The 22,791-nt window shown below is 55.7% G+C and carries 19 protein-coding genes; 6 read left to right on the top strand and 13 right to left on the bottom strand.

Annotated features, from left to right (window positions below):
* Positions 1 to 48: 48 nt before the first annotated feature.
* The 12 genes from atpE to rpmH form a co-directional block, all read right to left on the bottom strand.
* Positions 49 to 267 (bottom strand): F0F1 ATP synthase subunit C, encoded by a 219-nt coding sequence (gene atpE / locus DKW72_RS10145; RefSeq protein WP_111642241.1) that lies wholly within the window; start codon positions 265 to 267, stop codon positions 49 to 51.
* A gap of 98 nt (positions 268 to 365) precedes the next feature.
* Positions 366 to 1,247 (bottom strand): F0F1 ATP synthase subunit A, encoded by an 882-nt coding sequence (gene atpB / locus DKW72_RS10140; RefSeq protein WP_111642240.1) that lies wholly within the window; start codon positions 1,245 to 1,247, stop codon positions 366 to 368.
* 27 nt (positions 1,248 to 1,274) lie between these two features.
* Positions 1,275 to 1,613, bottom strand: a complete 339-nt coding sequence (locus DKW72_RS10135) for a hypothetical protein (RefSeq protein WP_157960456.1) — start codon at positions 1,611 to 1,613, stop codon at positions 1,275 to 1,277.
* A gap of 198 nt (positions 1,614 to 1,811) precedes the next feature.
* A complete protein-coding gene (locus tag DKW72_RS10130; RefSeq protein WP_111642238.1) occupies positions 1,812 to 2,735 on the bottom strand; it encodes a ParB/RepB/Spo0J family partition protein in 924 nt (307 codons plus the stop codon).
* A gap of 47 nt (positions 2,736 to 2,782) precedes the next feature.
* A complete protein-coding gene (locus tag DKW72_RS10125) occupies positions 2,783 to 3,583 on the bottom strand; it encodes a ParA family protein (protein ID WP_111642237.1) in 801 nt (266 codons plus the stop codon).
* 59 nt (positions 3,584 to 3,642) lie between these two features.
* On the bottom strand, positions 3,643 to 4,296 hold the full coding sequence (gene rsmG, locus DKW72_RS10120; protein ID WP_408631106.1) for a 16S rRNA (guanine(527)-N(7))-methyltransferase RsmG: 654 nt from the start codon (positions 4,294 to 4,296) through the stop codon (positions 3,643 to 3,645).
* On the bottom strand, positions 4,293 to 6,188 hold the full coding sequence (gene mnmG / locus DKW72_RS10115; protein WP_111642236.1) for a tRNA uridine-5-carboxymethylaminomethyl(34) synthesis enzyme MnmG: 1,896 nt from the start codon (positions 6,186 to 6,188) through the stop codon (positions 4,293 to 4,295). Before mnmG ends, rsmG begins: the two co-directional genes overlap by 4 nt.
* 578 nt (positions 6,189 to 6,766) lie before the next feature.
* A complete protein-coding gene (gene mnmE / locus DKW72_RS10110) occupies positions 6,767 to 8,131 on the bottom strand; it encodes a tRNA uridine-5-carboxymethylaminomethyl(34) synthesis GTPase MnmE (protein ID WP_111642235.1) in 1,365 nt (454 codons plus the stop codon).
* Between the two features lie 5 nt (positions 8,132 to 8,136).
* A complete protein-coding gene (gene yidC, locus DKW72_RS10105) occupies positions 8,137 to 9,828 on the bottom strand; it encodes a membrane protein insertase YidC (RefSeq protein ID WP_111642234.1) in 1,692 nt (563 codons plus the stop codon).
* 1 nt (position 9,829) lies between these two features.
* Complete coding sequence (gene yidD / locus DKW72_RS10100; protein WP_111642233.1) at positions 9,830 to 10,108, bottom strand: membrane protein insertion efficiency factor YidD; 279 nt, start codon at positions 10,106 to 10,108, stop codon at positions 9,830 to 9,832.
* Between the two features lie 4 nt (positions 10,109 to 10,112).
* Positions 10,113 to 10,502 carry a ribonuclease P protein component gene (gene rnpA, locus DKW72_RS10095; RefSeq protein WP_111642232.1) on the bottom strand — a complete coding sequence of 130 codons (390 nt, stop codon included), beginning with the start codon at positions 10,500 to 10,502 and terminating at the stop codon, positions 10,113 to 10,115.
* A 34-nt stretch (positions 10,503 to 10,536) separates the two neighbouring features.
* Complete coding sequence (gene rpmH / locus DKW72_RS10090; protein WP_111642231.1) at positions 10,537 to 10,671, bottom strand: 50S ribosomal protein L34; 135 nt, start codon at positions 10,669 to 10,671, stop codon at positions 10,537 to 10,539.
* A 406-nt stretch (positions 10,672 to 11,077) separates the two neighbouring features.
* On the opposite strand from rpmH, the gene dnaA reads away from it, so the two are divergent.
* From dnaA to gyrB, 4 genes are all read left to right on the top strand, one after another.
* Complete coding sequence (gene dnaA, locus DKW72_RS10085; RefSeq protein WP_111642230.1) at positions 11,078 to 12,565, top strand: chromosomal replication initiator protein DnaA; 1,488 nt, start codon at positions 11,078 to 11,080, stop codon at positions 12,563 to 12,565.
* Positions 12,566 to 12,658: 93 nt separating this feature from the next.
* The gene (dnaN, locus tag DKW72_RS10080; RefSeq protein WP_111642229.1) at positions 12,659 to 13,762 is read left to right on the top strand and encodes a DNA polymerase III subunit beta; all 1,104 of its coding nucleotides are present in this window, start codon (positions 12,659 to 12,661) and stop codon (positions 13,760 to 13,762) included.
* Between the two features lie 25 nt (positions 13,763 to 13,787).
* Positions 13,788 to 14,912 (top strand): DNA replication/repair protein RecF, encoded by a 1,125-nt coding sequence (gene recF / locus DKW72_RS10075; protein ID WP_111642228.1) that lies wholly within the window; start codon positions 13,788 to 13,790, stop codon positions 14,910 to 14,912.
* 21 nt (positions 14,913 to 14,933) lie between these two features.
* Complete coding sequence (gyrB, locus tag DKW72_RS10070; RefSeq protein ID WP_111642227.1) at positions 14,934 to 17,357, top strand: DNA topoisomerase (ATP-hydrolyzing) subunit B; 2,424 nt, start codon at positions 14,934 to 14,936, stop codon at positions 17,355 to 17,357.
* 139 nt (positions 17,358 to 17,496) lie between these two features.
* Here the strand turns inward: gyrB and DKW72_RS10065 are convergent, their stop codons facing one another.
* The gene (locus tag DKW72_RS10065; RefSeq protein WP_111642226.1) at positions 17,497 to 18,516 is read right to left on the bottom strand and encodes a GGDEF domain-containing protein; all 1,020 of its coding nucleotides are present in this window, start codon (positions 18,514 to 18,516) and stop codon (positions 17,497 to 17,499) included.
* A 480-nt stretch (positions 18,517 to 18,996) separates the two neighbouring features.
* Between DKW72_RS10065 and DKW72_RS10060 the strand changes: the two genes are divergently transcribed.
* Positions 18,997 to 20,304 (top strand): ATP-grasp domain-containing protein, encoded by a 1,308-nt coding sequence (locus DKW72_RS10060; protein ID WP_111642225.1) that lies wholly within the window; start codon positions 18,997 to 18,999, stop codon positions 20,302 to 20,304.
* Between the two features lie 319 nt (positions 20,305 to 20,623).
* Entirely contained in the window at positions 20,624 to 22,759 is a 2,136-nt protein-coding gene (locus tag DKW72_RS10055; protein ID WP_111642224.1) for a TonB-dependent siderophore receptor, read from the top strand.
* The last annotated feature ends 32 nt before the right edge of the window (positions 22,760 to 22,791 follow it).

The raw sequence follows: 22,791 nt of genomic DNA, 5'->3' as shown, positions 1-22,791 counted from the left end.
ATTGTTGGTTTACGCAAGCGAAGAGCCCCGAGAGGGGCCCATGCGTCATTAAGCAACAACGAAGACAAGTACCAGAGAGATACCAACGCTGATGATCGGAATCGCTTCTACCAGACCAGCAATAATGAAGAACTTGGTCTGCAGGGCCGGAGCCAGTTCGGGCTGACGGGCAGAAGTTTCCAGCAGCTTGCTGCCCAGGAAGGCCATACCCAAGGAAGCACCCAGTGCGGCAGCAGTCAGGATGATAGCAACGGCGATAAAGATCATAGTTTTCTCCTAAGACTTACGTCAGTTCAAGTTTAAGTGGTTAAAGGTGTTACAAAATCTTTCAAAGCGAGCGATCCGCGACCGCTCCCGTTCGAAAATCAGTGGTCTTCATGGGCCATCGAGAGGTACACGATCGTCAGTACCATGAAGATGAATGCCTGCAATACGATGACCAGAATATGGAAGATCGCCCACAGTACCTGCAGACCAGCCGCCAGGGGCAGGAAGAACAAGCCCGCGCCAAACAGTGCTGCAATCAGCAGGAAGATGACTTCACCGGCAAACATGTTGCCGAACAGACGCAAGCCGAGACTGATCGGCTTGGACAAAAGACCAATAATTTCCAACAACAGGTTGACCGGAATCAGTACCCAGGTGTTGAACGGCGTAAAAGACAGCTCCTTGAGGAAGCCCCAGCCTTTCACCTTGATGGAATAGTAAATCACCATCAATAACACAAAGAACGCCATACCCAAGGTGACGTTGGGATCGGTAGTCGGCGCCATCTTCTGGTATTCGACGCCCATCAGCTCAAGCGGGTAGGGAATCAGATCCACCGGCACCAGCTTCATCAGGTTCATCATGAACACCCAGGTGAAGATGGTCAGGGCGATCGGAGCAATCGGCTGCACACGCCCATGAAACACTTCCTTGGTGGTATTGCCAACGAAGTCGACAATCATTTCAATAAAGCACTGGAACCGGCCGGGCGCTACAGGCGACGCTTTGCGAGCCGCGGTAAACAGGAGCCCCATGGTGATCAACCCGAGTCCGACGGCCCACACCAGGCTGTCCACATGAAAAGCCATAAAGCCCATGGCTTCGGCTTCGGCGGCACAACCGGCAAATGTCCAGTGTGTAGTTTCGACCACACCGCCGCCGTAGCAACGTTCAGCGCCTTCCTGCAGACGTCCGTAGGTCAGGTTTACCAGATGGTGGGCAATATATTCGCCCGCGTCGTTGTATTCACCTGCTGCCATGATTTCAAAGTACCCTGTTGCCGCACATCAGCGCGGACGTGAAATTAAAATCGGTGCTGCCAAGGCGGCCAGCGTGTTCAAACCGAACACGGTGATAAAACTGACCGCTACAGAAAATTCGGGCTGGCGCTGCCACAGAAGCACCAGCCCAACAGAAATAATGACCCACTTGCCGATCAGACCGGCCGTGGCGCCCGCCAAATAGGCGGAACTGCGGGGATCGCCGTAGGTTCTGAGTGTCCGCCAGATCCAGAAGGTCTGGGCGGCAAGGGCGATCAACCCGGACAGCCAAAGCGCGTACAGGTGCTCCGGCGCAAAAAACAACATTATCAAGCCGGCGACCAAAAGCGCCAGGCTCTGAATCATCAGCAACCGCCACAAAGGCGGCTTGGGTGGGGTGCGTCTGCGCGCGGGCTGTCGAAAACCGATCACCTTGCTACGCCGCCCCCCGATCTCAATGAAACGCCTTGAGTAAAGGCCGCAGCATTATAGGGATATTGACGTCCCGCATCAACCGTGGACAGCGCGAGAGTGCCCGCTAATGCCGCGATCTTATAGCCTTTTCTACTTGATATGGGCCAAAATGCCGTCCAGTTCGTCCAGGTCGTTATAAGTGATCACTAACTTACCCTTACCTTTGGCACTGTGCTGAATAGCGACGGCGGCCCCCAATGTATCGGAGAGTTCATCCTGAAGACGACGAATATCAGCAGACGGTTGCTGTGGCGCGGCTATTTTGTCCTTGTGCTTGTTGTCCTGAAAGCTGCGCACCAGGGTTTCAGTCTGGCGCACCGACAGGCCCTTGGCGACTACCTGCCGACCAATTTCACGCTGATCACCCGCTTCCAGGGTCAGTAGGGCCCGGGCGTGTCCCATTTCCAGGTCGCCGTGCTCGAGCAGGGTTTTGACTTCTTCGGTCAGGGCGATCAGACGCAGCAGGTTGGTCACGGTGGTGCGCGACTTGCCAACCGCCTGGGCCACTTCACTGTGGGTCAGTTCAAACTCGTCCTGGAGACGCTTGAGCGCCATGGCTTCTTCAATCGGATTGAGGTCTTCGCGCTGAATGTTTTCAATCAGCGCCATGGCGATGGCGGCTTCATCGGGCACATCGCGAATAACGGCGGGGATGCTATCGAGGCCAGCCAGCTGGGTGGCCCGCCAGCGGCGCTCCCCGGCGATAATCTCATAGCGGTCGGCGCTGATCGGACGCACCACGATGGGTTGCATCACGCCTTGCGCCTTGATCGATTCGGCCAGCTCTTCCAACGCCTCCTGGTGCATGTCGCGCCGAGGCTGGTACTTTCCGCGCTGAATCAGCTCAATCGGAATTTCGGCCAATTTGCCGTCGGCCCGGCCCAAGGGAGCGTCCGCCGCGGGCGTATCCGCTGAACCCGCACCGGTATCCTGAGCGTCAGCGGGGGGTATTTGAACCCCGGCGCCCAGCAGAGCATCCAATCCCCGACCTAAACCTTTGCGTTTTCCCGCCATTGTCTGTGTAACCTGTTCCTGAATCGCTGTGGATGATGTCGGGCCCGTCAGCCTTCAGCCGACGCCGCCGGTTGCGGCGCGCCGACATCGTTGCGCCGAATGATTTCCCCGGCCAGAGCCAGGTAGGAGATCGCGCCCTTGGAGGTTCGATCGTAGACGATGACCGGCTGACCGTAACTGGGGGCTTCGGCCAGGCGCACATTGCGCGGTATGCAGGTACGGTAGAGGCGGTCGCCAAAGTGCTGACTGAGCTGAGCCGAAACATCGTTGGTCAGGCTATTGCGCGGATCGTACATGGTACGCAACAAGCCCTCGACCCGCAGACGCGGGTTGAGCCGCTCCTGAATCTGGGTGATGGTGTTGATCAGGGCCGAGAGCCCCTCAAGGGCATAGTATTCGCACTGCATGGGAATGATCACTCCGTCGCAGGCCGATAGGGCATTGACCGTGAGCATGCTCAGCGAGGGGGGGCAATCGATCAGAATGTAATCGTAATCGGCGGCGATTTCATCAAGGATGTTTTTCAGCAGCCGCTCTTTGTCGGGCAGCTGCAACATTTCGACCTCTGCCGCGGTCAAGTCACCGTTGGCAGGAAGAACCGCGTATTTACCACTTTCTGAAGTTTGTAAGCACTCACGCACTTGAGCCCGGTGGGTAAGGGCGTCATACACGGTCAGGTCCAATTCACTTTTATCCACACCGCTACCCATGGTGGCGTTGCCCTGGGGATCGAGATCCACCAGTAGCACGCGCTTGCGCGTGGCCACCAGCGACGCGGCCAGATTGACGCAGGTCGTGGTTTTGCCCACGCCCCCCTTCTGGTTGGCAACGGCGTAGATACGGGTCAAGTGATTATCCTTTTGTGCGGTACGTGTGAAACCTGGCCGACTATTGTGTGTCAGTTGGGTTATTGGGGCAAGCCCAATATCAACAGATGGCGCTCGCCTTCGGTCTCCGGCACCGCCAGCTCGACAGCGTTTTCCAGACGTGCCCGATCCCCTAATGCCCGCAGCTCTTCTGCCGGATAGACACCTTTCATCGCCATAAACCGGCCCCCCGGTGAAAGCAAGTGCTCACAAACCGACACCATGTCCGCCAGACTGGCAAAAGCGCGGCTGGTCACCAGATCGAAAGTCTCGGACGGAGCCCAGGCTTCCGCCCGGCGATTTTCCACCTGAACGTTGGCCAAGCCCAGGGTGCTTTTAACGTGAAACAAAAACCGGGTTTTCTTGCCGGCGCTGTCGAGTAACGTGAATTCCCGCTCCGGAAAAACAATCGCCAGCGGAATGCCGGGCAGGCCGCCACCGGTGCCCACGTCGATGATGCGCCGGGCATCCAGGGCAGCCAGGTGCGGGACCACACTCAGACTGTCGAGCAGATGACGTCCGATCATGGCGGCGGGGTCGCGCACCGCCGAGAGATTGTAGGCCTTGTTCCACTGGTGAAACAGCGCAAGGTAGTCCATCAACTGGTCGATCTGACGGTCTGTGAGCGACAAGGCCATGGCCTCGACGCCCCGGGTCAATGGCTGACGCAGGGCGTTGCGGTTAAAACCACTCACGACGCCTTGGCCCGGTTCTTCCGCAACAGGCCGCGTTTTTTCAGGTAAATCATCAACAGCGATACCGCTGCCGGGGTCACGCCCTGCACGCGGGCGGCCCGGCCCAGGGTATCCGGACGGGCGTCGTTGAGTTTCTGTTTGACTTCGTTGGACAGCCCTTCGACCTGAGCAAAGTCGAAGTCCACCGGCAGATCGGTGTTCTCGTACTCCCGCAGCCGGGTGATTTCATCCTGTTGGCGGTGAATATAACCGGCGTACTTGGCATCGATTTCCACTTGCTCAGCGGCGGCCTCATTGGGCTCCGGCTCGCCTTTGAGACTGGCGACGTCGGCATAGCCCAGTTCGGGGCGTTTGAGCAGATCAAACAGGCTGTATTCCCGGTTGAGCTTGGCACCGGTTTTGGCTTCGACCTGGGCCGCTTCCGGCGAGCCCGATTGCACCCAGGTGTTTTTCAGGCGCTGCTGTTCCCGGGCGATGGCTTCGCGTTTGTCGCTGAACAGGCGCCACTGCTCGTCATTCACCAGACCCAGGGTCCGGCCCTTCTCGGTCAGGCGCAGGTCGGCATTGTCTTCACGCAACAGCAACCGGTATTCGGCCCGGCTGGTGAACATGCGGTAGGGCTCCTGGGTCCCCAGGGTAATCAGGTCGTCCACCAGGACCCCGATGTAGGCCTCGTCCCGGCGCGGACACCAGGCATCGCGCTCGCTTGCGCGCAGGGCAGCGTTGACGCCGGCCAGCAGCCCCTGGGCTCCGGCCTCTTCGTAGCCGGTGGTGCCGTTGATCTGGCCGGCAAAGAACAATCCGCCGATCACCTTGGTTTCCAGGCTGTATTTCAGGTCCTGAGGATTGAAATAATCATACTCGATGGCGTAGCCCGGCCGGGTGATATGGGCATTTTCAAAGCCCTTGATGGAGCGCACCAGGTCCAGTTGCACATCGAAGGGCAGGCTGGTGGAGATGCCGTTGGGGTAGAGCTCGTGGGTGTTCAGGCCCTCCGGCTCGATAAAGATCTGATGCGAGGGCTTGTCCGCAAAGCGGTGAATTTTGTCTTCGATGGACGGGCAGTACCGGGGACCCACGCCTTCGATGACACCGGAGTACATGGGCGAGCGATCCAGACCGCCGCGAATCACCTCGTGGGTGCGCTCGTTGGTGTGAGTGATCCAGCAACTGACTTGGCGCGGGTGCAGCTCGCGACTGCCCAGTACGGACATCACCGGCGTCGGGGTGTCGCCCCACTGGGGATCAAGGCCCTCAAAATCGACACTGCGAGCATCGATGCGGGGCGGTGTCCCGGTTTTCAGGCGCCCGACCCGCAGGGGCAACTCGCGCAAACGGTGGGCGAGCGCGATTGACGGCGGATCGCCAGCGCGGCCACCGGCGTGGTTTTGCAGACCAATATGGATCTGGCCGCCGAGAAAAGTGCCCGTGGTCAGTACCACCGAGGGGGCATGAAACTTGACGCCCATCTGGGTTACGACACCGCGCACTTGATCGTTTTCCACGATCAGGTCGTCTGCGGCCTGCTGAAAGATCCACAGGTTGGGTTGATTTTCGAGGCTATCGCGCACGGCCGCCTTGTACAGCGCCCGATCCGCCTGCGCCCGGGTCGCCCGCACTGCGGGGCCTTTGCGGGAGTTGAGCACCCGGAATTGGATACCGCCTTTGTCGGTGGCGAGCGCCATGGCGCCCCCCAGGGCATCAATCTCCTTGACCAGGTGGCTTTTACCAATGCCTCCAATCGCCGGGTTGCAGGACATCTGGCCCAGCGTTTCGATGTTGTGGGTGAGCAGCAGGGTGCGGCTGCCCATGCGAGCGGCCGCCAGAGAGGCTTCGGTACCGGCGTGGCCGCCACCAATGACGATAACGTCAAAGTGCTCGGGAAAATTCATCGATGTGGGCCTCGAAACCCGGTGATCAGCAAAAATGGGGCGCCATTATAGGGCTTTACAGTGATTTGTACAAAAGTTGTTCAGTCTGTGTGCGTTTACAGAATAACGAATAATTAAGTTTAAATAATATATAGAGTTATATATTAGGTATGTATTAATGATGTTATTACTAATGGTGTGGGTTAAAACAGTGGATAACCCTATTTTTTTATTGATTTTCAATTGATTGGAGTATGGATAAGTAGCGTTGAAAGCGGCTGCTAAGCGCTGATTAAGCTGACGACACCCTGGTGACAGAACCAGCAGTTATACACGAAATCGGAAAAAGCCGAGTTATCCCCAATTTCATCTTCAGCTTTTCCTGCGTGTGGTGGACAGGGTTGTCCACATTCCAGGGTGTAAAACAGGGAAAAACAAGGGTTTAGGGGATAAACCTGTGAGCAAATGTGGATAAAGCCGCTAAGTGGAGGTGGCCTGCTGTTTCTATGTGTGGATAAGTTTGTCCACGGGTGTGTGTAACTCGGGGAATTGGGCGGGAAGGGGAGAGAAAAGGCGTAGGTAAAAAAATAGGGAGTACGCTATTTTCCGATGCAAAAGGATGAAAAAATGCGCCCGAGGAGGTCATCAGGCGTAAATTGCCCGGTGATTTCACCCAGAGCGTCCTGGGCCGCACGCAGGTCTTCCGCGAGGAGTTCGCCGGCGGCATAGCCGTGCAACTGGTCTTTACCAGTTTGCAGGGCGGCTTGGGCGCGCGCCAGTGCGTCCAGGTGTCGACGGCGGGCGGTAAAGCCGCTTTCACCCGTGTCAGAGAAGCCCATGATGCCCTTGAGGTGGGTTTTGAGGCTATCCAGACCCTGGTTGTCGATGGCGCTGAGTCCAATGACCGGAGGCGAGGTCTGCTGCAATCCAGCGACTTCCCCGGTCAAGTCGATCTTGTTGCGAATGACGGTGAGCTTGTCGGGATCCGGCAGTTGCGCCACGAAGTCGGGCCACAGGACGGCAGGTTCAGTGTCTTGAGTGGCGCTGGCATCCACCATGAGGAGCACGCGATCGGCCTGTTTGATCTCTTGCCAGGCGCGCTCGACCCCGATTTTTTCCACTTCGTCTGGGGTATCGCGCAGGCCAGCGGTATCGATGATATGCAGGGGCATGCCGTCGATGTGAATATGCTCGCGCAGGACGTCCCGGGTGGTGCCCTCGATGGCCGTGACGATGGCACTGTCGCGTCCGGAGAGGGCGTTGAGCAGGCTCGACTTGCCGGCGTTGGGGCGCCCAGCAATCACCACTCTCATGCCGTCACGCATCAGTACGCCTTGCTTGGCCTCCCGGAAGACATCGTCAAGACGCTGGATAATCCCGTCGAGATCGGTGGCGACTTTACCGTCGCTCAGGAAGTCGATTTCCTCTTCTGGAAAGTCGATGGCCGCCTCGACGTAGATACGCAGGTGTATGAGCGCTTCCACCAGTGCCTGAATACGCGCTGAGAAAGCGCCCTGTAGGGAATGTAGGGCGTTGCGGGCGGCTTGTTCAGTGGTGGCGTCGATCAGGTCGGCAATGGCTTCAGCTTGCGCCAGGTCGAGTTTGTCGTTCAGAAAGGCGCGCTCGGAAAACTCACCGGGCCGGGCCAGGCGAGCGCCCAGGGACGCCACCTCCCGCAGCAGCAAATCGAGAATGACCGGTCCGCCGTGGCCCTGCAGCTCGAGCACATCCTCGCCGGTAAACGAGTGGGGATTGGGAAAGAAGATCGCAATCCCTTCGTCGATGACGGTGCCGTCCTGTTGGCAGAAAGGCAGGTAGTGGGCCCGGCGAGGCTCAAGGGCTGTGCCGGTCACGGCACGCGCGATGGCTTCAGCCTTGGGGCCCGAAACACGGATGATGCCGACACCGCCGCGGCCGGTCGCCGTGGCGATGGCGGCGATGGTGTCGGTATGCAGGTCGGACACGGAGGTCAGGCCTTTTTCTCGTCCGCCCCTTCGATCTGCCGGGTGATCACGTATTGCTGGGCAATCGAGAGGGTGTTGTTGGTCAACCAGTAGAGGACCAGGCCAGCCGGGAACCACAGGAACAGGAAGGTGAAGATGATCGGCATCATCTGCATGACCTTGGCCTGGGTCGGGTCCGGCGGTGTCGGGTTCAGTTTGAACTGAATGAACATGGTGCCGCCCATCAGGATCGGCAGAATAAAGTAGGGATCGCGCACCGAGAGGTCAACAATCCAGGCAAAGAAGGGCGCATGGCGCAGCTCGACACTTTCCATGAGTACCCAGTAGAGGGCCAGGAACACCGGCATCTGAACCAGGATGGGGAGACAGCCACCGAGCGGATTGACCTTTTCCTTTTTGTAGAGCTTCATCAGCTCCTGGGACATTTTCTGACGGTCGCTGCCATAGCGCTCTTTGAGCTCCTGCATTTTGGGGCTCAGTTTGCGCATCTTGGCCATGGAGCGGTAGCTGGTGGCGGACAACTTGAAGAACGCAGCCTTGATCACAACGGTCAGGGCGATGATGGCCAGGCCCCAGTTACCCACAAAGCCGTGGATAAAATTGAGCAGCCAGAACAGGGGTTTGGCCAGCCACCACAACCAACCGTAGTCCACGGTCAGATCCAGATAGGGCGCAATCTCTTCAAGCCGGTGTGTGTACTTGGGACCGGCGTAGAAGCCGGCGCTGATCACGCCGGTTTCACCGGGTGCCACTTCGGTGCGGGGGCTGGTAAAGCCGAGCAGGTAAAGATCGCGGTTGCCCATGCGGCGCAGATGGATATTGTGCTCGCGTTGTTGGTCCGGCACCCAGGCGCTGACAAAGTAATGCTGCACCATGGCCACCCAGCCGCCGTCTACGGTGGAGCGGATTTCGTCACTGCGCAGATCACTAAAGTTGATCTTGTTGTAACGATCTTCATTGGTGGTCATGGCCGGGCCCAGGTAGGGCTTGAGGGTGAACATGCCGCCGCTGGTTGGGTTGTGGTCGAGCGCGTCGCGCTTGATCTGGCCGTACAGATTGGCGCGCCAGGGCTGATCGCTCTGGTTATCAATCAGGTACTCCAGCTCAATCAGGTAGTCGCCCCGGGTGAAACGGTAGCGTTTGATGATGCTGACGTCGCCGGCCTGGTAATGGAGATCCACTTCCAGGGTATCTTCACCATCGGCCAGTTCGAACTCGGTGCGGTCGCTGTGGAAGACCGGGCGACCTTCGGCGGTATCCGTGCCATTGGGACCGATCAGACCACTTTGTGAAACATAGGTTTGAAACTCGGTGTCCCGCAGTAGGGTAAAGGGCACATCAGGGGTGTCGAGTGAATCGTAATGCTGGGGCAATGACAGCCTGACGATATCGCCACCGCGGGGATCAATGGTCAGGTTCAGCGTATCGGTACGCACCTCGATCGGACGTTGCGGTGCTGTTGTGGCTGCAACCGTTGGCGTGACGTCGTCACTGGCATCTTCCGGTGCACGCGGGATACCGGCGTCGCTGGGCTCCTCGGGGAGGGCGTCGTTGTCGCCACCCTGGGTGGCCGGTGCTGTGGCGCTAGGGCGGGGAGTCTCGGCCTGTTGCGCGTCCTGGAAGTCGGCCCAGCGCAATATCAGGGTAAAGACGATGGCACCCATCGCCGCGATTAACAAAGGTTTTTGCCAGTCCATCTTAGTTGCTGCCATTAGGTTTGGGTGAATGTGTGTGCGTGTCTGACGTCCGGTGGTGCTTGCACGTGGGTTCAGGAACCAGGTCGATGCCGCCTTCGTGCCAAGGGTGGCATTTTAATAGACGACGCAGGGTTAAATAACCCCCTTTTATACAACCGTGGGTTTTTATTGCTTCTTCTGCGTAGTGCGAGCAGGTCGGATAGAAGCGGCATTGGTTGCCGACCCAGGGACTGAGCAGATAGCGGTATACATGGATGAGCTTGATCAATAGCCAGCGCATAAACTCAATTCCCGTTGTCCGGGGCCTCATCGGCCAGTTTTTGGGCGCGCTTGCGTAACCGCTGCCACTGGTGATTGAGGTGCTTGTCGATGGTTTTGTTATCGAGCTCGCCCAAGCCGGGACGGGATAACACAATGATATCGAGTCCGCTCAAGGCTGCCTGTCGATGGCGAAAGCTCTCGCGAATCAGACGTTTGATGCGGTTGCGCTGGACGGCGAGACGGATACCGCGTTTGGCGATGACCAAACCCAGGCGTGCGTGGCTGCGCTGATTGAAGCGAGCGAGGATGAGAAGGTGTTGGTGCGATGCCCGAACAGGGGCGTCATCGAAGACGGATTTAAAGTCGTCAGAGTTAAGTAGTCTCAGTGTTTTGCCAAATGCGTGGCTGGACACTCTTAACTCTGGCGACTTATCCGCGGGCGAAGACTCAAGCAGAGAGACGCTTGCGGCCTTTGGCACGACGACGGGCCAGAACGGCACGGCCGCTTTTGGTAGCCATACGGGCACGGAAACCGTGGTTGCGAGCGCGCTTGAGGACGCTGGGCTGGAATGTTCTTTTCATAGCTAACCTACAAGGATAAGTTGTTGCACCGGGTAAAAGGAGGCGGGATTCTAATGAAATTGGCGCACGAAATCAATGCCTTTGCGCGGATATTACAGGGTTTTGGGGACTTTGTGGTACCTGATGAGTGGGGAATTGTTAAGACATTCGGGGTTTTCCCGGGTTAGTCGGAGATTGCCAACATTTTATACACAGAGTTATCCACAAAACTGTTGTTAGTAACTTGTTTTGCGCTTGACAGTGGGCTTTGTGGTCCAGGTTGTACAACTTTATAAGCTATTGAATTTAAATAATTATTTATAATGATAAGACAATAAAAAAAGTGCCTTGAGCTGTGGATAAGTGATGGCAGTATCGGTACACTAAGCGCTTCATTTTTGTGGTCAATAATAACGTTCGAAGGGGAATGGTCTTGCCTGCGTCTGTCTGGAAATCGTGTGTCTCGAATCTTCAGGAGGAACTGCCCTCACAGCAGTTCAATACCTGGATACGCCCGTTGCGTATCGATGACTCGGCGGAATCCGGCGTACTGCGGTTGCTGGCGCCTAACCGCTTTGTGTGTGATTGGGTGGCTGAAAAGTTTTTGCACCGGATTCAGGAGATGGCGCTCCAGCTCCAGCCGCAAGGCGGGCTCGAAGTTCAGGTGGGGATCAGTCACGGGCCCCAGCGGGCAGCGCCGGCGTTCAAGCGACCGGCTGCCCAGCCCAGGGCCGCAGCACCAGCGCCTGTTCCGGTGCCAGAAAAGCCTCGTGAGGCGCCTCCGATCAGTGGTTACGGTCAGACCGCCGCCGTGGCGGAAGAGCTGAACGGGCAGCTCGGTTTTGATCAGGGCGGGCAGGGGTCAGCGATAGAGGTCGAAGGCGGACTCAAGCACAAAGATCACCTGAACAGATCCTTTACCTTCGCGAGCTTTGTTGAGGGTAAAGCGAACCAGTTGGGGCTGGCGGCAGCGCGTCAGGTGGCCGAAAATCCCGGTGGGGCGTATAACCCTCTTTTTATCTATGGCGGTGTGGGTTTAGGTAAAACGCACTTGATGCAAGCCGTCGGGAATGCGCTACTGGAGAAAAACCCCAACGCCAAGGTGATATATCTGCATTCAGAGCGTTTCGTGGCCGATATGGTCAAGGCTCTGCAGCTCAACGCGATCAATGATTTCAAGCGCTATTACCGCTCGGTGGATGCGCTGTTGATTGACGATATTCAGTTCTTTGCCGGCAAGGAGCGCTCCCAGGAAGAGTTCTTCCACACCTTTAATGCGCTGCTCGAGGGCGGCCAGCAGATTATTCTTACTTGTGATAGATATCCTAAGGAAATCAAAGGGTTAGAGGAAAGGCTCAAGTCCCGATTTGGCTGGGGGCTGACGGTGGCGGTGGAACCGCCAGAGCTAGAAACCCGCGTGGCGATTCTGATGAAAAAGGCTGCCCAGGCGCATATCGATTTGCCGCCTGATGCCGCATTCTTTATTGCCCAACGTATCCGCTCCAATGTTCGTGAGTTGGAAGGAGCGCTCAAACGGGTGGTGGCCAACGCCCAGTTTACCGCACGCAAAATTGATGTAGAGTTGGTGCGCGAAGCACTTAAGGATCTCCTGGCGCTGCAGGACAAGCAGGTTGGGATCGACAATATCCAGCGGGTCGTGGCGGAGTACTACAAAATTAAAATCAATGATCTGCTATCCAAGCGTCGGAGTCGATCGGTGGCCCGGCCGCGCCAGGTCGCGATGGCGTTGGCGAAGGAGCTGACCAATCACAGCTTGCCGGAAATTGGCGAAGCTTTCGGTGGTCGCGATCACACGACTGTGCTGCATGCGTGTCGAAAGATTAAAGAGCTGCAAGAGGAGAGTGCGGATATCCGAGAAGATATGAAAAATCTGCTGCGGTCACTCACTACCTGATGCCTTGCCGGGCCATAGGGCTTATACTCGACTGTTAATAGGTTTACCCGCATTTATATCATTTGGAACTGATAACCCAGAAGAGATGAACTCATGAAATTTGTCGCATCCCGAGAGGCATTACTCAAACCCCTGCAGCTGGTTGCCGGGGTTGTTGAGCGCCGCCAGACCTTGCCTGTGCTATCTAATGTGTTAATTCAGTTGGATGGCGATCAACTGTCGTTGACAGGTACCGATCTCGAGGTAGAGATCGTGGGTCGCCTGCAACTGGAAGCAGCGGGGGACTCGGGAGAGATCACGGTGCCGGCCAAGAAGCTGGTGGATATTTGTCGCTCTCTGCCAGAGGGCAGTGACATTGAGTTTTCTCTGGACGAGCAGCGGGCGTTGATCCGCAGTGGTCGCAGCCGCTTTACACTCTCAACGCTCCCGGCGAGCGACTTCCCGAGTGTTGAAGATAGCCCTGGCGACCTGAGAATCGAGTGCGCGCAACAGGAAATTAAACGTCTGATCGATCGCACGGCCTTTGCTATGGCCCAGCAGGACGTGCGTTACTATTTGAACGGGATGTTGTGGGAAGTACGGCAGGGTCAGGTGCGGTCGGTAGCGACTGATGGCCACCGTATGGCCATGTGCACCCGGGACGTGAATGTTGATTGCGCTGAGAAAGTTCAGGCGATTCTGCCCCGCAAGGGCGTGTTGGAATTGTCCCGCCTGATGTCTGAAGGTGAAGATCAGGTCGTTATTGTGCTCAGTCCCAACCATATTCGCGTGACCACCGACGATTATACCTTCACCTCCAAACTGGTTGATGGCAAGTTCCCTGACTATGAGCGGGTGCTGCCGCGTGGGGGCGATAAAGTCATTATGGGTCCCAGGACCGAGCTGAAACAGGCGTTTTCACGTACCTCGATCCTGTCCAACGAGAAGTATCGAGGCGTTCGTTTGCTGCTGGCGGATGGCCAGTTGACCATCGTGGCGAATAACCCGGAGCAGGAAGAAGCGCAGGAAGAGGTCACCGTTGATTACACCGGTCCCGAACTCGAGGTGGGCTTTAATGTGAGTTATCTCCTGGATGTGACCAATGTGATTGCCCACGAGAACATCAAGATTACCCTGTCTGACGCCAACAGTAGTGCACTATTGGAAGAACCTGAGTCCAGTGACTCTCTGTATGTCGTCATGCCGATGAGGTTGTAAAGGCGGCATTGACCCGCTTTCACCTATGTCGCTCAAACGCCTCGCTATCCACCAGCTCCGCAATATTGAATCGGCGGAGCTGGTGCCCTCTCCCCAAGTGAATCTTATCTACGGAAAAAACGGTTCGGGTAAAACCAGTATTCTCGAAGCCATTAATATCCTGTCATTGGGCCGCTCGTTCCGCAGCCACCGCCATAAGGCGCTGATCCGTCAGGGCCAGCCCGGTGTTACCCTGTTTGGGCGGGTGAGCGGGGAGGGCACCGACCTCTCGATAGGCGTTTCCCGCTCTCTTTCAGGTGAGGCGATACTGAAGGCCAACGGAAGCCCGGTGGGTTCGGTAGCCGAACTCGCGAGTTATCTACCGGTTCAGGCCATCAACTCGGACACCTTCTCGCTTTTGGAAGGGAGCCCAAAGGTTCGGCGACAGTATATCGATTGGTTGGTGTTTCACGTGGAACCTCAGTTTTTTAACACTTGGAAAACCGCCCAGAAGAGCCTCAAACAACGGAATAGTCTGTTGCGGCATGATAGAATACGACCGGAACAGCTAACCCCTTGGGATCGCCCTCTGATCGAAGCGACAGAGGCCATAGATACTTTTCGGGCTGGGTGTATCGAACAACTTAAGACGGTGTTCAACGGCCTGGTACACGACTTCGTGGCCGTTGATGACCTGGTATTGAATTACTACCGCGGCTGGGACAGGCAGCAACGTTATGCCGATGTCCTGGCGGCGGGGTTTGATCAGGATCGTAAACAGGGCTTTACCCGACAGGGGGCTCATCGGGCGGATTTGAGGATTACCGTCGGTGGACTACCGGCGGCGGACGTCCTCTCCAGAGGCCAACAGAAGTGCCTGGTTTGTGCGCTCAAGATCGCTCAGGGCTATCTGTTCAGCCAGTTGACTGGCCGCCGGTGTGTGTATCTGGTGGATGATCTGCCTTCAGAGCTGGACGGTGATCACCGCGCGATGCTGGTTGAATGGTTGGAACGTATGCAAACCCAGGTGTTTATTACGGGTGTTGAAAAGGAAGCCTTGGAGGCGGACTGGTTAAACAAGCCGGAAACCGAGGTGAAGGTGTTCCACGTGGAACAGGGCAAGGTTGTGCCGTTTGAACAAGGCCAGCCCCATCAGCAAGTGACTGAATAAATAAAGACGCGGAGTTACACTATGTCAGATGACCAACAAAACTATGACTCGTCCAGTATCAAGGTACTCAAAGGCCTGGATGCAGTACGTAAGCGGCCGGGCATGTACATCGGGGATACCGATGATGGTTCCGGTCTCCATCACATGGTGTTTGAAATTGTCGACAACTCCATCGATGAGTCTCTGGCGGGCCACTGCTCAGAGATCCGCGTCGTTATCCACCCGGATGAGACCATATCAGTATCCGATAACGGCCGGGGGATACCCACGGAAATGCACGAAGAAGGTGTTTCGGCCGCCGAAGTCATTATGACGGTTCTCCACGCTGGCGGTAAATTCGACGACAACACTTACAAGGTGTCCGGTGGTCTGCATGGCGTGGGGATCTCGGTGGTGAATGCCCTCTCGGAGGAGTTGAAACTGACGATTCGGCGTGGCGGTCAGGTTTTCGAGCAGATCTATCACCACGGTGTGCCCCAAGCGCCTTTGGCGGTGGTCGGCGATACCAGTAGCTCGGGCACCGATATCCACTTTAAACCGTCGGCCGAGACCTTCACTAATATCGAATTTCACTTCGAATTACTTGCCAAGCGGCTACGGGAGCTGTCGTTCCTTAACTCAGGGGTGCGTATTGTCCTCAAGGACGAACGTTCGGGTAAGGAAGAGATCTACCAGTACGAAGGCGGCCTTATGGCCTTTGTCGAGCATTTGAACCGTAACAAAACCCCGCTTAACAAAACCATCCATATTCTCTCCCTGGCGCGCGAAGACGGTATTGGGGTTGAAGTGGCCTTACAGTGGAACGACTCCTTCCAGGAGAACCTGTTTTGTTATACCAATAATATCCCCCAGCGAGATGGGGGCACCCATTTAGCCGGTTTCCGGGGTGCGCTGACACGTACGCTCAACACTTACATTGAGCGTGAAGGCCTCGGCAAAAATGCCAAAGTGAACACCACCGGTGATGATGCCCGTGAAGGCCTCACCGCGGTGATCTCGGTGAAAGTTCCAGACCCGAAGTTCTCCTCTCAGACCAAGGACAAGCTGGTGTCCTCCGAGGTGAAGACCGCCGTAGAGCAGGAAATGAGCCAACACTTTAGCGACTATTTGCTCGAGAATCCGGGCGAAGCCAAAGCCATCGTGGGCAAAATGATTGACGCTGCGCGCGCGCGCGAGGCCGCCCGTAAAGCGCGGGATATGACCCGTCGCAAAGGTGCACTGGATATCGCTGGCCTGCCGGGCAAACTGGCCGATTGCCAGGAAAAAGACCCAGCATTGTCTGAACTCTACCTGGTGGAGGGTGACTCCGCTGGTGGTTCTGCGAAACAGGGCCGCTACCGCAAAACGCAGGCGATTCTACCGCTTAAAGGTAAGATCCTGAATGTTGAGAAAGCCCGTTTTGACAAAATGCTCTCCAGCGCCGAAGTGGGTACTCTGATTACCGCCCTGGGCTGTGGCATAGGTAAAGAAGAGTTCAACCCGGAAAAGCTGCGTTATCACAGCATCATCATCATGACGGATGCTGATGTTGATGGTTCGCACATCCGTACCTTGCTGTTGACCTTCTTCTTCCGCCAAATGCCGGAGTTGATCGAGCGTGGCCACGTGTTTATTGCCCAGCCTCCGCTGTACAAGATCACCAAGGGCAAGCAGGAGCAGTACCTGAAAGACGAAGCGGCGTTAACCAGCTTCCTGACCCAGGCTGCCCTCGACGGCGCCAGCTTGCACGTCAACGCCGATGCCCCGGGGATCAGTGGAGAGGCGCTGGAGGCACTGGTGACCGAGTACCGCAAGGTGATGGAGACCATTGACCGACTGTCGCGCCTTTACCCTGAAAACGTTCTGGAGCAAATGCTGTACTTGCCTTCCTTGAATATGGACCTGCTGAAAGATGAAGCCCATATGACCCAGTGGTGCGCTAATCTGGTGGAAAAAATGGGCGAAGACAGCCGTGACGGTAAAGAACGTTATCTGGTCACCGTGCGCGAAGACAGCGAACGTCATCTGTTCTTGCCAATGGTTGAAATTGTAGCTCACGGACTGTCGACCCATTATCCTTTCAGCCACGAATTCTTCCTGTCTGGCGAGTATGCCGCGATCACCAAATTGGGTGAAAAGATGGAAACCCTGTTGGAAGAGGGGGCCTTTATCCAGCGCGGTGAGCGCAAGCAACCGGTCAGTCACTTTGCGGAAGCGCTCGAATGGTTGATGAAAGAGTCACGTAAAGGCTACAACGTGCAGCGCTACAAAGGTCTGGGCGAAATGAACCCCGAGCAACTGTGGGATACCACCATGAACCCGGAGAGTCGGCGTATGCTGCGCGTGACTATCCAGGATGCGATTGGTGCGGATCAGATATTCACCACGCTGATGGGCGACAACGTTGAACCCCGCCGTGAGTTTATTGAGACCAACGCCCTGGCGGTTGCCAATTTGGATGTATAAGGTTTCATCATCGTTGTACATGTGTCCGTAGTGCTGCTCACAGGGCCCTCTCCAAAGGCGCTACAGGTCAGCTCTACGGACTCGCTCTCTCCTTGGATGTCGACGCTGAACGCTTTCCGTTGGCATCAAGGAAGCTGTATCAATTATCCTTGGAAGCCAGCCGCTGCGATTTCGCTCGTTTTATGCAGTACATAGCTTCATCGGCCCGTCTTATCAGCGCATCACAGTCCCTCTCGCCGGGGGCGGACGTCACAACACCAACGCTCGCACCGGCGTAGGCTAACCGCGTCGCGCCGATGTTGAATTCGCCTTTAGTGATAACCTCAAGTCGTTCCCTGATCGCCTGCCGGCTGATCTCCTGATCCCCTGTTGATGTGGAGCCAAATACAACGAATTCATCACCGCCGTACCGGGCGACGAAATCGCAATCGCGAAGTTCGGACTTTAATTTCTTGGCGATTTGGATAAGAAAACGATCACCGGCATCGTGTCCATACTGGTCATTTATGCGTTTAAACCCATCCAAATCAATAAATGCCAAATGAACCTCCGCTTGGTTACGCTCAGCATGCGCCAGTGCACGTTGTAATTCGTTCTGAAATGCACGCCGGTTTGGAATGCCTGTCAGTGGATCAGTCAACGCGTATTCACTGTAGACCTTATTCTCCTGTCTAAGGGTCTCCAGCAATTGATCCCTCTCAATCTGGCGCGCTATAAGGCTAGCGAACATTGATAATATCCGCTGCGCTTCGGGTTGAACGTGAACCTTGTCCCTACTGGCTCCGCACAGCGTGCCGTAAAGTTTGTTCTCACCGATGTTGATCGGCTCACTGAGGTAGGTCGTTAAGCCGAGTTCTCGCGCCGCATTCGAGTCGCCCCAGCAACCGCTGACGTCATCGGTTAGTCGTTGATTCGTTTCGAGCGCTCGCTTGCATAGCGTATCCTCCCAGGGAACACTCAATCCCTCCGGGATCGTCAGCGCTTTGGTATTTCGAGCAAAAACAATATTCTGAACAGATGTATCAAAATCAATTGACGTGAGGTAGGTGGATTCCAAACCCGTGACTGCCTGCAACAGCTCTAGTAGTGGTCTTACAAGTGTTTCCAGGTCATCGCTTTCCGTTATGGCTATGGCCAACTGGTCAACAAAATCATGCATGGTAAATTAAGTGCCTATAAACTTTGTTAATGGAATAGATAAAGATCATCAGCCATACCTATCAAACTAGCGAAACAATGACCGGCTTCTAAAACGAGCGCGGATTTCCTCAGCATCAACCTTCTATCCGCTACTGCTTAGAAGGGTAACATAGCGCACTGTAACCGTGCATCCCTTCAATTTCGCCGGTTATAGCGGCAAAGGTTGATTGGACAACCTTATATCTCGTTTGCCCCCGCTTTCTTATCATCAGGTGTTATTGGTCGTTTCCCCCGGCTCAAAAAACACCCATTTGATGATTTTTTAATCAAAAAACAGGCAAACTCATGACTTTACGACTATCTTTATAAGTACGTGGTGAATCCACGGCTCTTCACTTATCTACCCACTGACCTTGGCTCTCGGCACCACGTTCAGGTTTACCTGACGTGCTTCTGTGCGGTGGAGGTTTTGTTGTCAAAATCATTAGGAGAATGGTCAATGTCGATCACGCCTGAATCCAAATTATCTCAAGAAGTTCTGGCTTGGCGCGATCCTACCCTGGATTCGGTTCTCGGAACCGAGACCCCGAAGGATCCGAACAAAGGCTACATCGCACTGCTTGGATGGAGCGTCAATGCCATCAAGGCCGCCCAAAAGTTTGATCGCCGCTATATAGTGGTTGCACCGGACTGGGCGGCAGATTTCTGCGCCGCGAACAATATCCCCTTTATTCCTTGGGATTTTGTCCGTTTGAATGATCGGTCCTTACAGATTGCCGAGATGCTTAAAGCGAAGGGCGTGGATGTCGCCATACCGCTGTTCGAGGAAACGGTTGAATGGTCTGGGGCCATCAACTCTGTCCTCCTGGGAAACCCGCGTATGTACGGCCAGTCCATTCTGTTTCGGGATAAAGCGTTGATGAAGCGCCGGGCCCAGCTTGGCGGCATACGCGTCGGAATCTTCGAGGAGGCCCACGAAAAAGAAGACATCGTCCGCTTCATGAAGCGCGTCAACCAGACGCTGCTCAAACTTGATGGCGACCCGGATGATCCGATACACGTGAAAGCATTCGACAAAGCCGGTTGCCTCGGCCATCGAATGATCCGTACCGTGGATGAAATCGACAACATTCCGGCGGAAGAGTACCCCCTGTTGATGGAAAGTCATCTTGATGGCTGGGAGTTCGCCGTTGAGGCCTGGATCCACGATGGCAAAATCAAGTTTCTCAATATCTCCGAATATGTCACGTTGGGCTACTCGGTTTTCGTCCCTGCAACCGAGCAGCTTGAGAGCTGGCGCAACGCAATTACCAAGCAGATTGAGTTGCTGATCAAGACGTTCGACATTCAGTTTGGCTTGATACATCCCGAGTACTTCGTCACGGCAGACGGCGAGATGTACTTTGGTGAGGTTGCCTATCGTCCGCCCGGGTTCAAGGCCTTTGAACTTATCGAGAGAGCCTACGGATTCAATGCGTACCAGGCTTCCATGTTGGTGTTTGATCCCAAAAGCACCCAGGAAGAAGTGGACAGTTTCTTCCCCCGCGAAGTGATTGACGCGAAGGGCTACGCCGGGTGCTTCGGGGTATACCCACGGCGTCGCGTGGTGAGCAAGTTGGAGATGCCCAAGGAAACCATTGAGCATCCCTATTTCGAGTCGCACGAGCTGGTCCCTCCGGCAGAAGAGACGGTACCCGATCGGTCGGCCTTCGGCACCCATTGGGGCCTGGTCTTCTTCTTTGGCGATGACCCGATCAAGATGCGGGATCTGCTGAAAGCCCAGGAGGATCTGGATTTTTACGTCTAGAGATCACACATTGCCAGCTACTGAAGGGTCATCTTATTCGCAGGGATGCGAATAAAATGCATATAAATCAGTCGTTTAAATAGATACTCAACCTCTCCTTACGTCGTTCTCTCCCGTTTTCTCCGTTATCCACGACCTCTATCGCCAGCCAAAAATAATGGAAACAAAACTGGCCGTGACAGCTCGGTGACAGAACAATGTTGTTAGAGTGATCAATAGTCAGGCTACAAAAGGGTGGCTCCAACACTTGCCTGAGGCGTGTAAGCCCTTGCCACATGGCGCCTGCACCGATTTAGTATAACAATATACGGGGTGAAAAATGAGCAAGCACAACTTCAAGCTGAGCGTAATGTCCTCCATGGTGGCCGCAATGGCTATCCAGAGCGCGCCACTACAAGCACAGGAACAGGCCGAATTCATCGAGGAAGTTCTTATCACCGGCCGGGCAGCCAAGCTCTACCGCGTTCAAAGCAGTAACGTGGGCAAGCTGCCTACAGAGCCGCTCGAATCCAGCCAAACAGTCAGTGCTCTGACGGTCGAGTTGATCGAAGACCAGGGCGCTCGTGATGCCGGCGATCTGTACCGAAACATTTCCGGCGTTTCCTTCTACAGCTTCGCGGGTGTATCGGCCCGAGGCTTCAGGCAAGAAGAAATTTACTACGATGGCCTGCGCGGTGATCCGAATGCGGGCTTTGCGGTTCCCCAACTGTTCAATATTCAGCGCGTTGAGTTTTTGAAAGGCCCGGCTGGGATGCTTTACGGTCCAGGCGCTCCCGGCGGCCTGTTCAACTATGTTACCAAGAAACCGACGGATACACTCCAGGGCACCTTGCGAGCTGTTGTCGGGGATGAAGATCGCCGCGGCGCGATGGCGGAAGTATCCGGTCCACTGAGCGACAGTTTCTCTGGCCGGGCCGGGGTTTTCTATGAAGACAAAGGGTTGCTTCGGCACCATGCTTCCCAGGAAACCGAGGTTGTGGATCTTGGTCTGTCCTATTCCCTCAATCACCACACCACCGCGACCCTTCAGTACACCCACTATGACATGATTCGCCACGGCGCTCGACTGCGCGGGGTGCCCGTGGATGACGAAGGCAACTTTATCACCAGTGTCCGTTGGAACCATAACGAGCCAACAGATTTTCTGAAAATGCGCTCTGAAGTGGCACAGTTCAGCATTGACTCGCGGCCCATCGAGGGCCTAACCCTGGATGCGACGCTGCGCTATAACGATGCCGATGAAGCCCAAAATTACCATGAGATGAACAGACTCTTTGACTCCACCGGGGATGGTCAGGTTGACAGTGTCAGGCGTCAGTGGCGAGAGCAGGAGCGAAACCAGGAAAACGTGTCGTTCGGCGCAAATGCGGTTTGGGATATGGATCTTGATTCCAACATAAGAAACCGCGTGCTGGTTGGCATGGACTACTTTACCGGAGACGAAAACCGCTTCGCCAGTCGGCTGACCGGTGAGAACTCCCCGACGGAAGGCCTTCCGCCCCCCTTGAGCCTTTTCAACCCGGTTTATGGACAGGTCCCCACGAGCACCTACGATTCAGCGCCGGTTGTACCCAATGAGTTCTCTATGGAAAGACAAGGCTTCTACGTCCTGGATGAGGTGACTGTTGGGCCAGTGGTTATGGTCGGTGGTCTGCGCTACGACAGTTTTGAAGATGATGTTAACGGCGAAAAGTATTCGGATAGCCAGGTCAGCTATCGGCTTGGCGGTGTCTACCGTGCGCGGGACGATGTGAGTCTGTATGCGCAGTACGCGACCAGCTTTGAACCCCAGGACCCGGGCTCCCAAATTCCTCAACGGGGTGGCCCGTTCGATCCCAGTCAAGGCGATATGGTTGAAATGGGGCTGAAAACCGCCTTGATGGGCGGCCGCATTCAATCTTCCGCCGCTATCTACCAGATCAGACGCGACAACGTCCTTCAGGACGATCCGCGCGGCGATGTACTGGATGATGGCTTTGACAATTTACTGCCGGCGGGTGAAGTCACCAGCCGAGGTCTGGAACTGGATCTTGCTGTCGATATCACGCCGGACTGGGTAGCCACCGTCAACTATGCCTACAACCGAATTCGCATCACCGAAGGGTTCACAGAAGATGCCCGATCGCTGGGCGACAACATCGGCGATCGTTTTGCCAACGCACCGGAACATACCCTGGGTTTCTGGACACGCTACCAGTTTGGTCAGTCTGGTTGGGCCGTTGCGCTTGGCGGTGACTTTGTCGACGAACGAATCAGTGTCGATGACCAGGTCGTGCAGTCCTACACAATCTTCGACGCTTCTGTCATCTACGAAACGGGCCCCTGGCGTGCGATGCTGAGAATGGACAATCTCCTCGACGAAGAGTACGCCACAGCCGGCTTCCGTGAGCGCACGGGGCACTACGTCGGTAAGCCACGAACGGCATTTCTGGAGTTGCGTTACACCATTCAATAAAGCACCGCAGATTTTCTAATCAGCTATTGAGA

The organism is Marinimicrobium alkaliphilum, assembly GCF_003259155.1.
Classification (GTDB): Bacteria; Pseudomonadota; Gammaproteobacteria; order Pseudomonadales; family Cellvibrionaceae; genus Marinimicrobium_A; species Marinimicrobium_A alkaliphilum.
The sequence above is the reverse complement of the archived record's forward strand: the minus strand, read 5'-3'. Positions and strand labels throughout refer to the sequence as shown.

Bases quoted from the DNA above. Each gene is read 5' to 3' on its own strand.
- atpE (WP_111642241.1), bottom strand. From the start codon at position 267: ATGATCTTTATCGCCGTTGCTATCATCCTGACTGCTGCCGCACTGGGT.
- atpB (WP_111642240.1), bottom strand. From the start codon at position 1,247: ATGGCAGCAGGTGAATACAACGACGCGGGCGAATATATTGCCCACCAT.
- DKW72_RS10135 (WP_157960456.1), bottom strand. From the start codon at position 1,613: ATGATTCAGAGCCTGGCGCTTTTGGTCGCCGGCTTGATAATGTTGTTT.
- DKW72_RS10130 (WP_111642238.1), bottom strand. From the start codon at position 2,735: ATGGCGGGAAAACGCAAAGGTTTAGGTCGGGGATTGGATGCTCTGCTG.
- mnmG (WP_111642236.1), bottom strand. From the start codon at position 6,188: ATGAATTTTCCCGAGCACTTTGACGTTATCGTCATTGGTGGCGGCCAC.
- yidC (WP_111642234.1), bottom strand. From the start codon at position 9,828: ATGGACTGGCAAAAACCTTTGTTAATCGCGGCGATGGGTGCCATCGTC.
- yidD (WP_111642233.1), bottom strand. From the start codon at position 10,108: ATGCGCTGGCTATTGATCAAGCTCATCCATGTATACCGCTATCTGCTC.
- rpmH (WP_111642231.1), bottom strand. From the start codon at position 10,671: ATGAAAAGAACATTCCAGCCCAGCGTCCTCAAGCGCGCTCGCAACCAC.
- dnaA (WP_111642230.1), top strand. From the start codon at position 11,078: ATGGTCTTGCCTGCGTCTGTCTGGAAATCGTGTGTCTCGAATCTTCAG.
- dnaN (WP_111642229.1), top strand. From the start codon at position 12,659: ATGAAATTTGTCGCATCCCGAGAGGCATTACTCAAACCCCTGCAGCTG.
- recF (WP_111642228.1), top strand. From the start codon at position 13,788: ATGTCGCTCAAACGCCTCGCTATCCACCAGCTCCGCAATATTGAATCG.
- gyrB (WP_111642227.1), top strand. From the start codon at position 14,934: ATGTCAGATGACCAACAAAACTATGACTCGTCCAGTATCAAGGTACTC.
- DKW72_RS10065 (WP_111642226.1), bottom strand. From the start codon at position 18,516: ATGCATGATTTTGTTGACCAGTTGGCCATAGCCATAACGGAAAGCGAT.
- DKW72_RS10060 (WP_111642225.1), top strand. From the start codon at position 18,997: ATGTCGATCACGCCTGAATCCAAATTATCTCAAGAAGTTCTGGCTTGG.
- DKW72_RS10055 (WP_111642224.1), top strand. From the start codon at position 20,624: ATGAGCAAGCACAACTTCAAGCTGAGCGTAATGTCCTCCATGGTGGCC.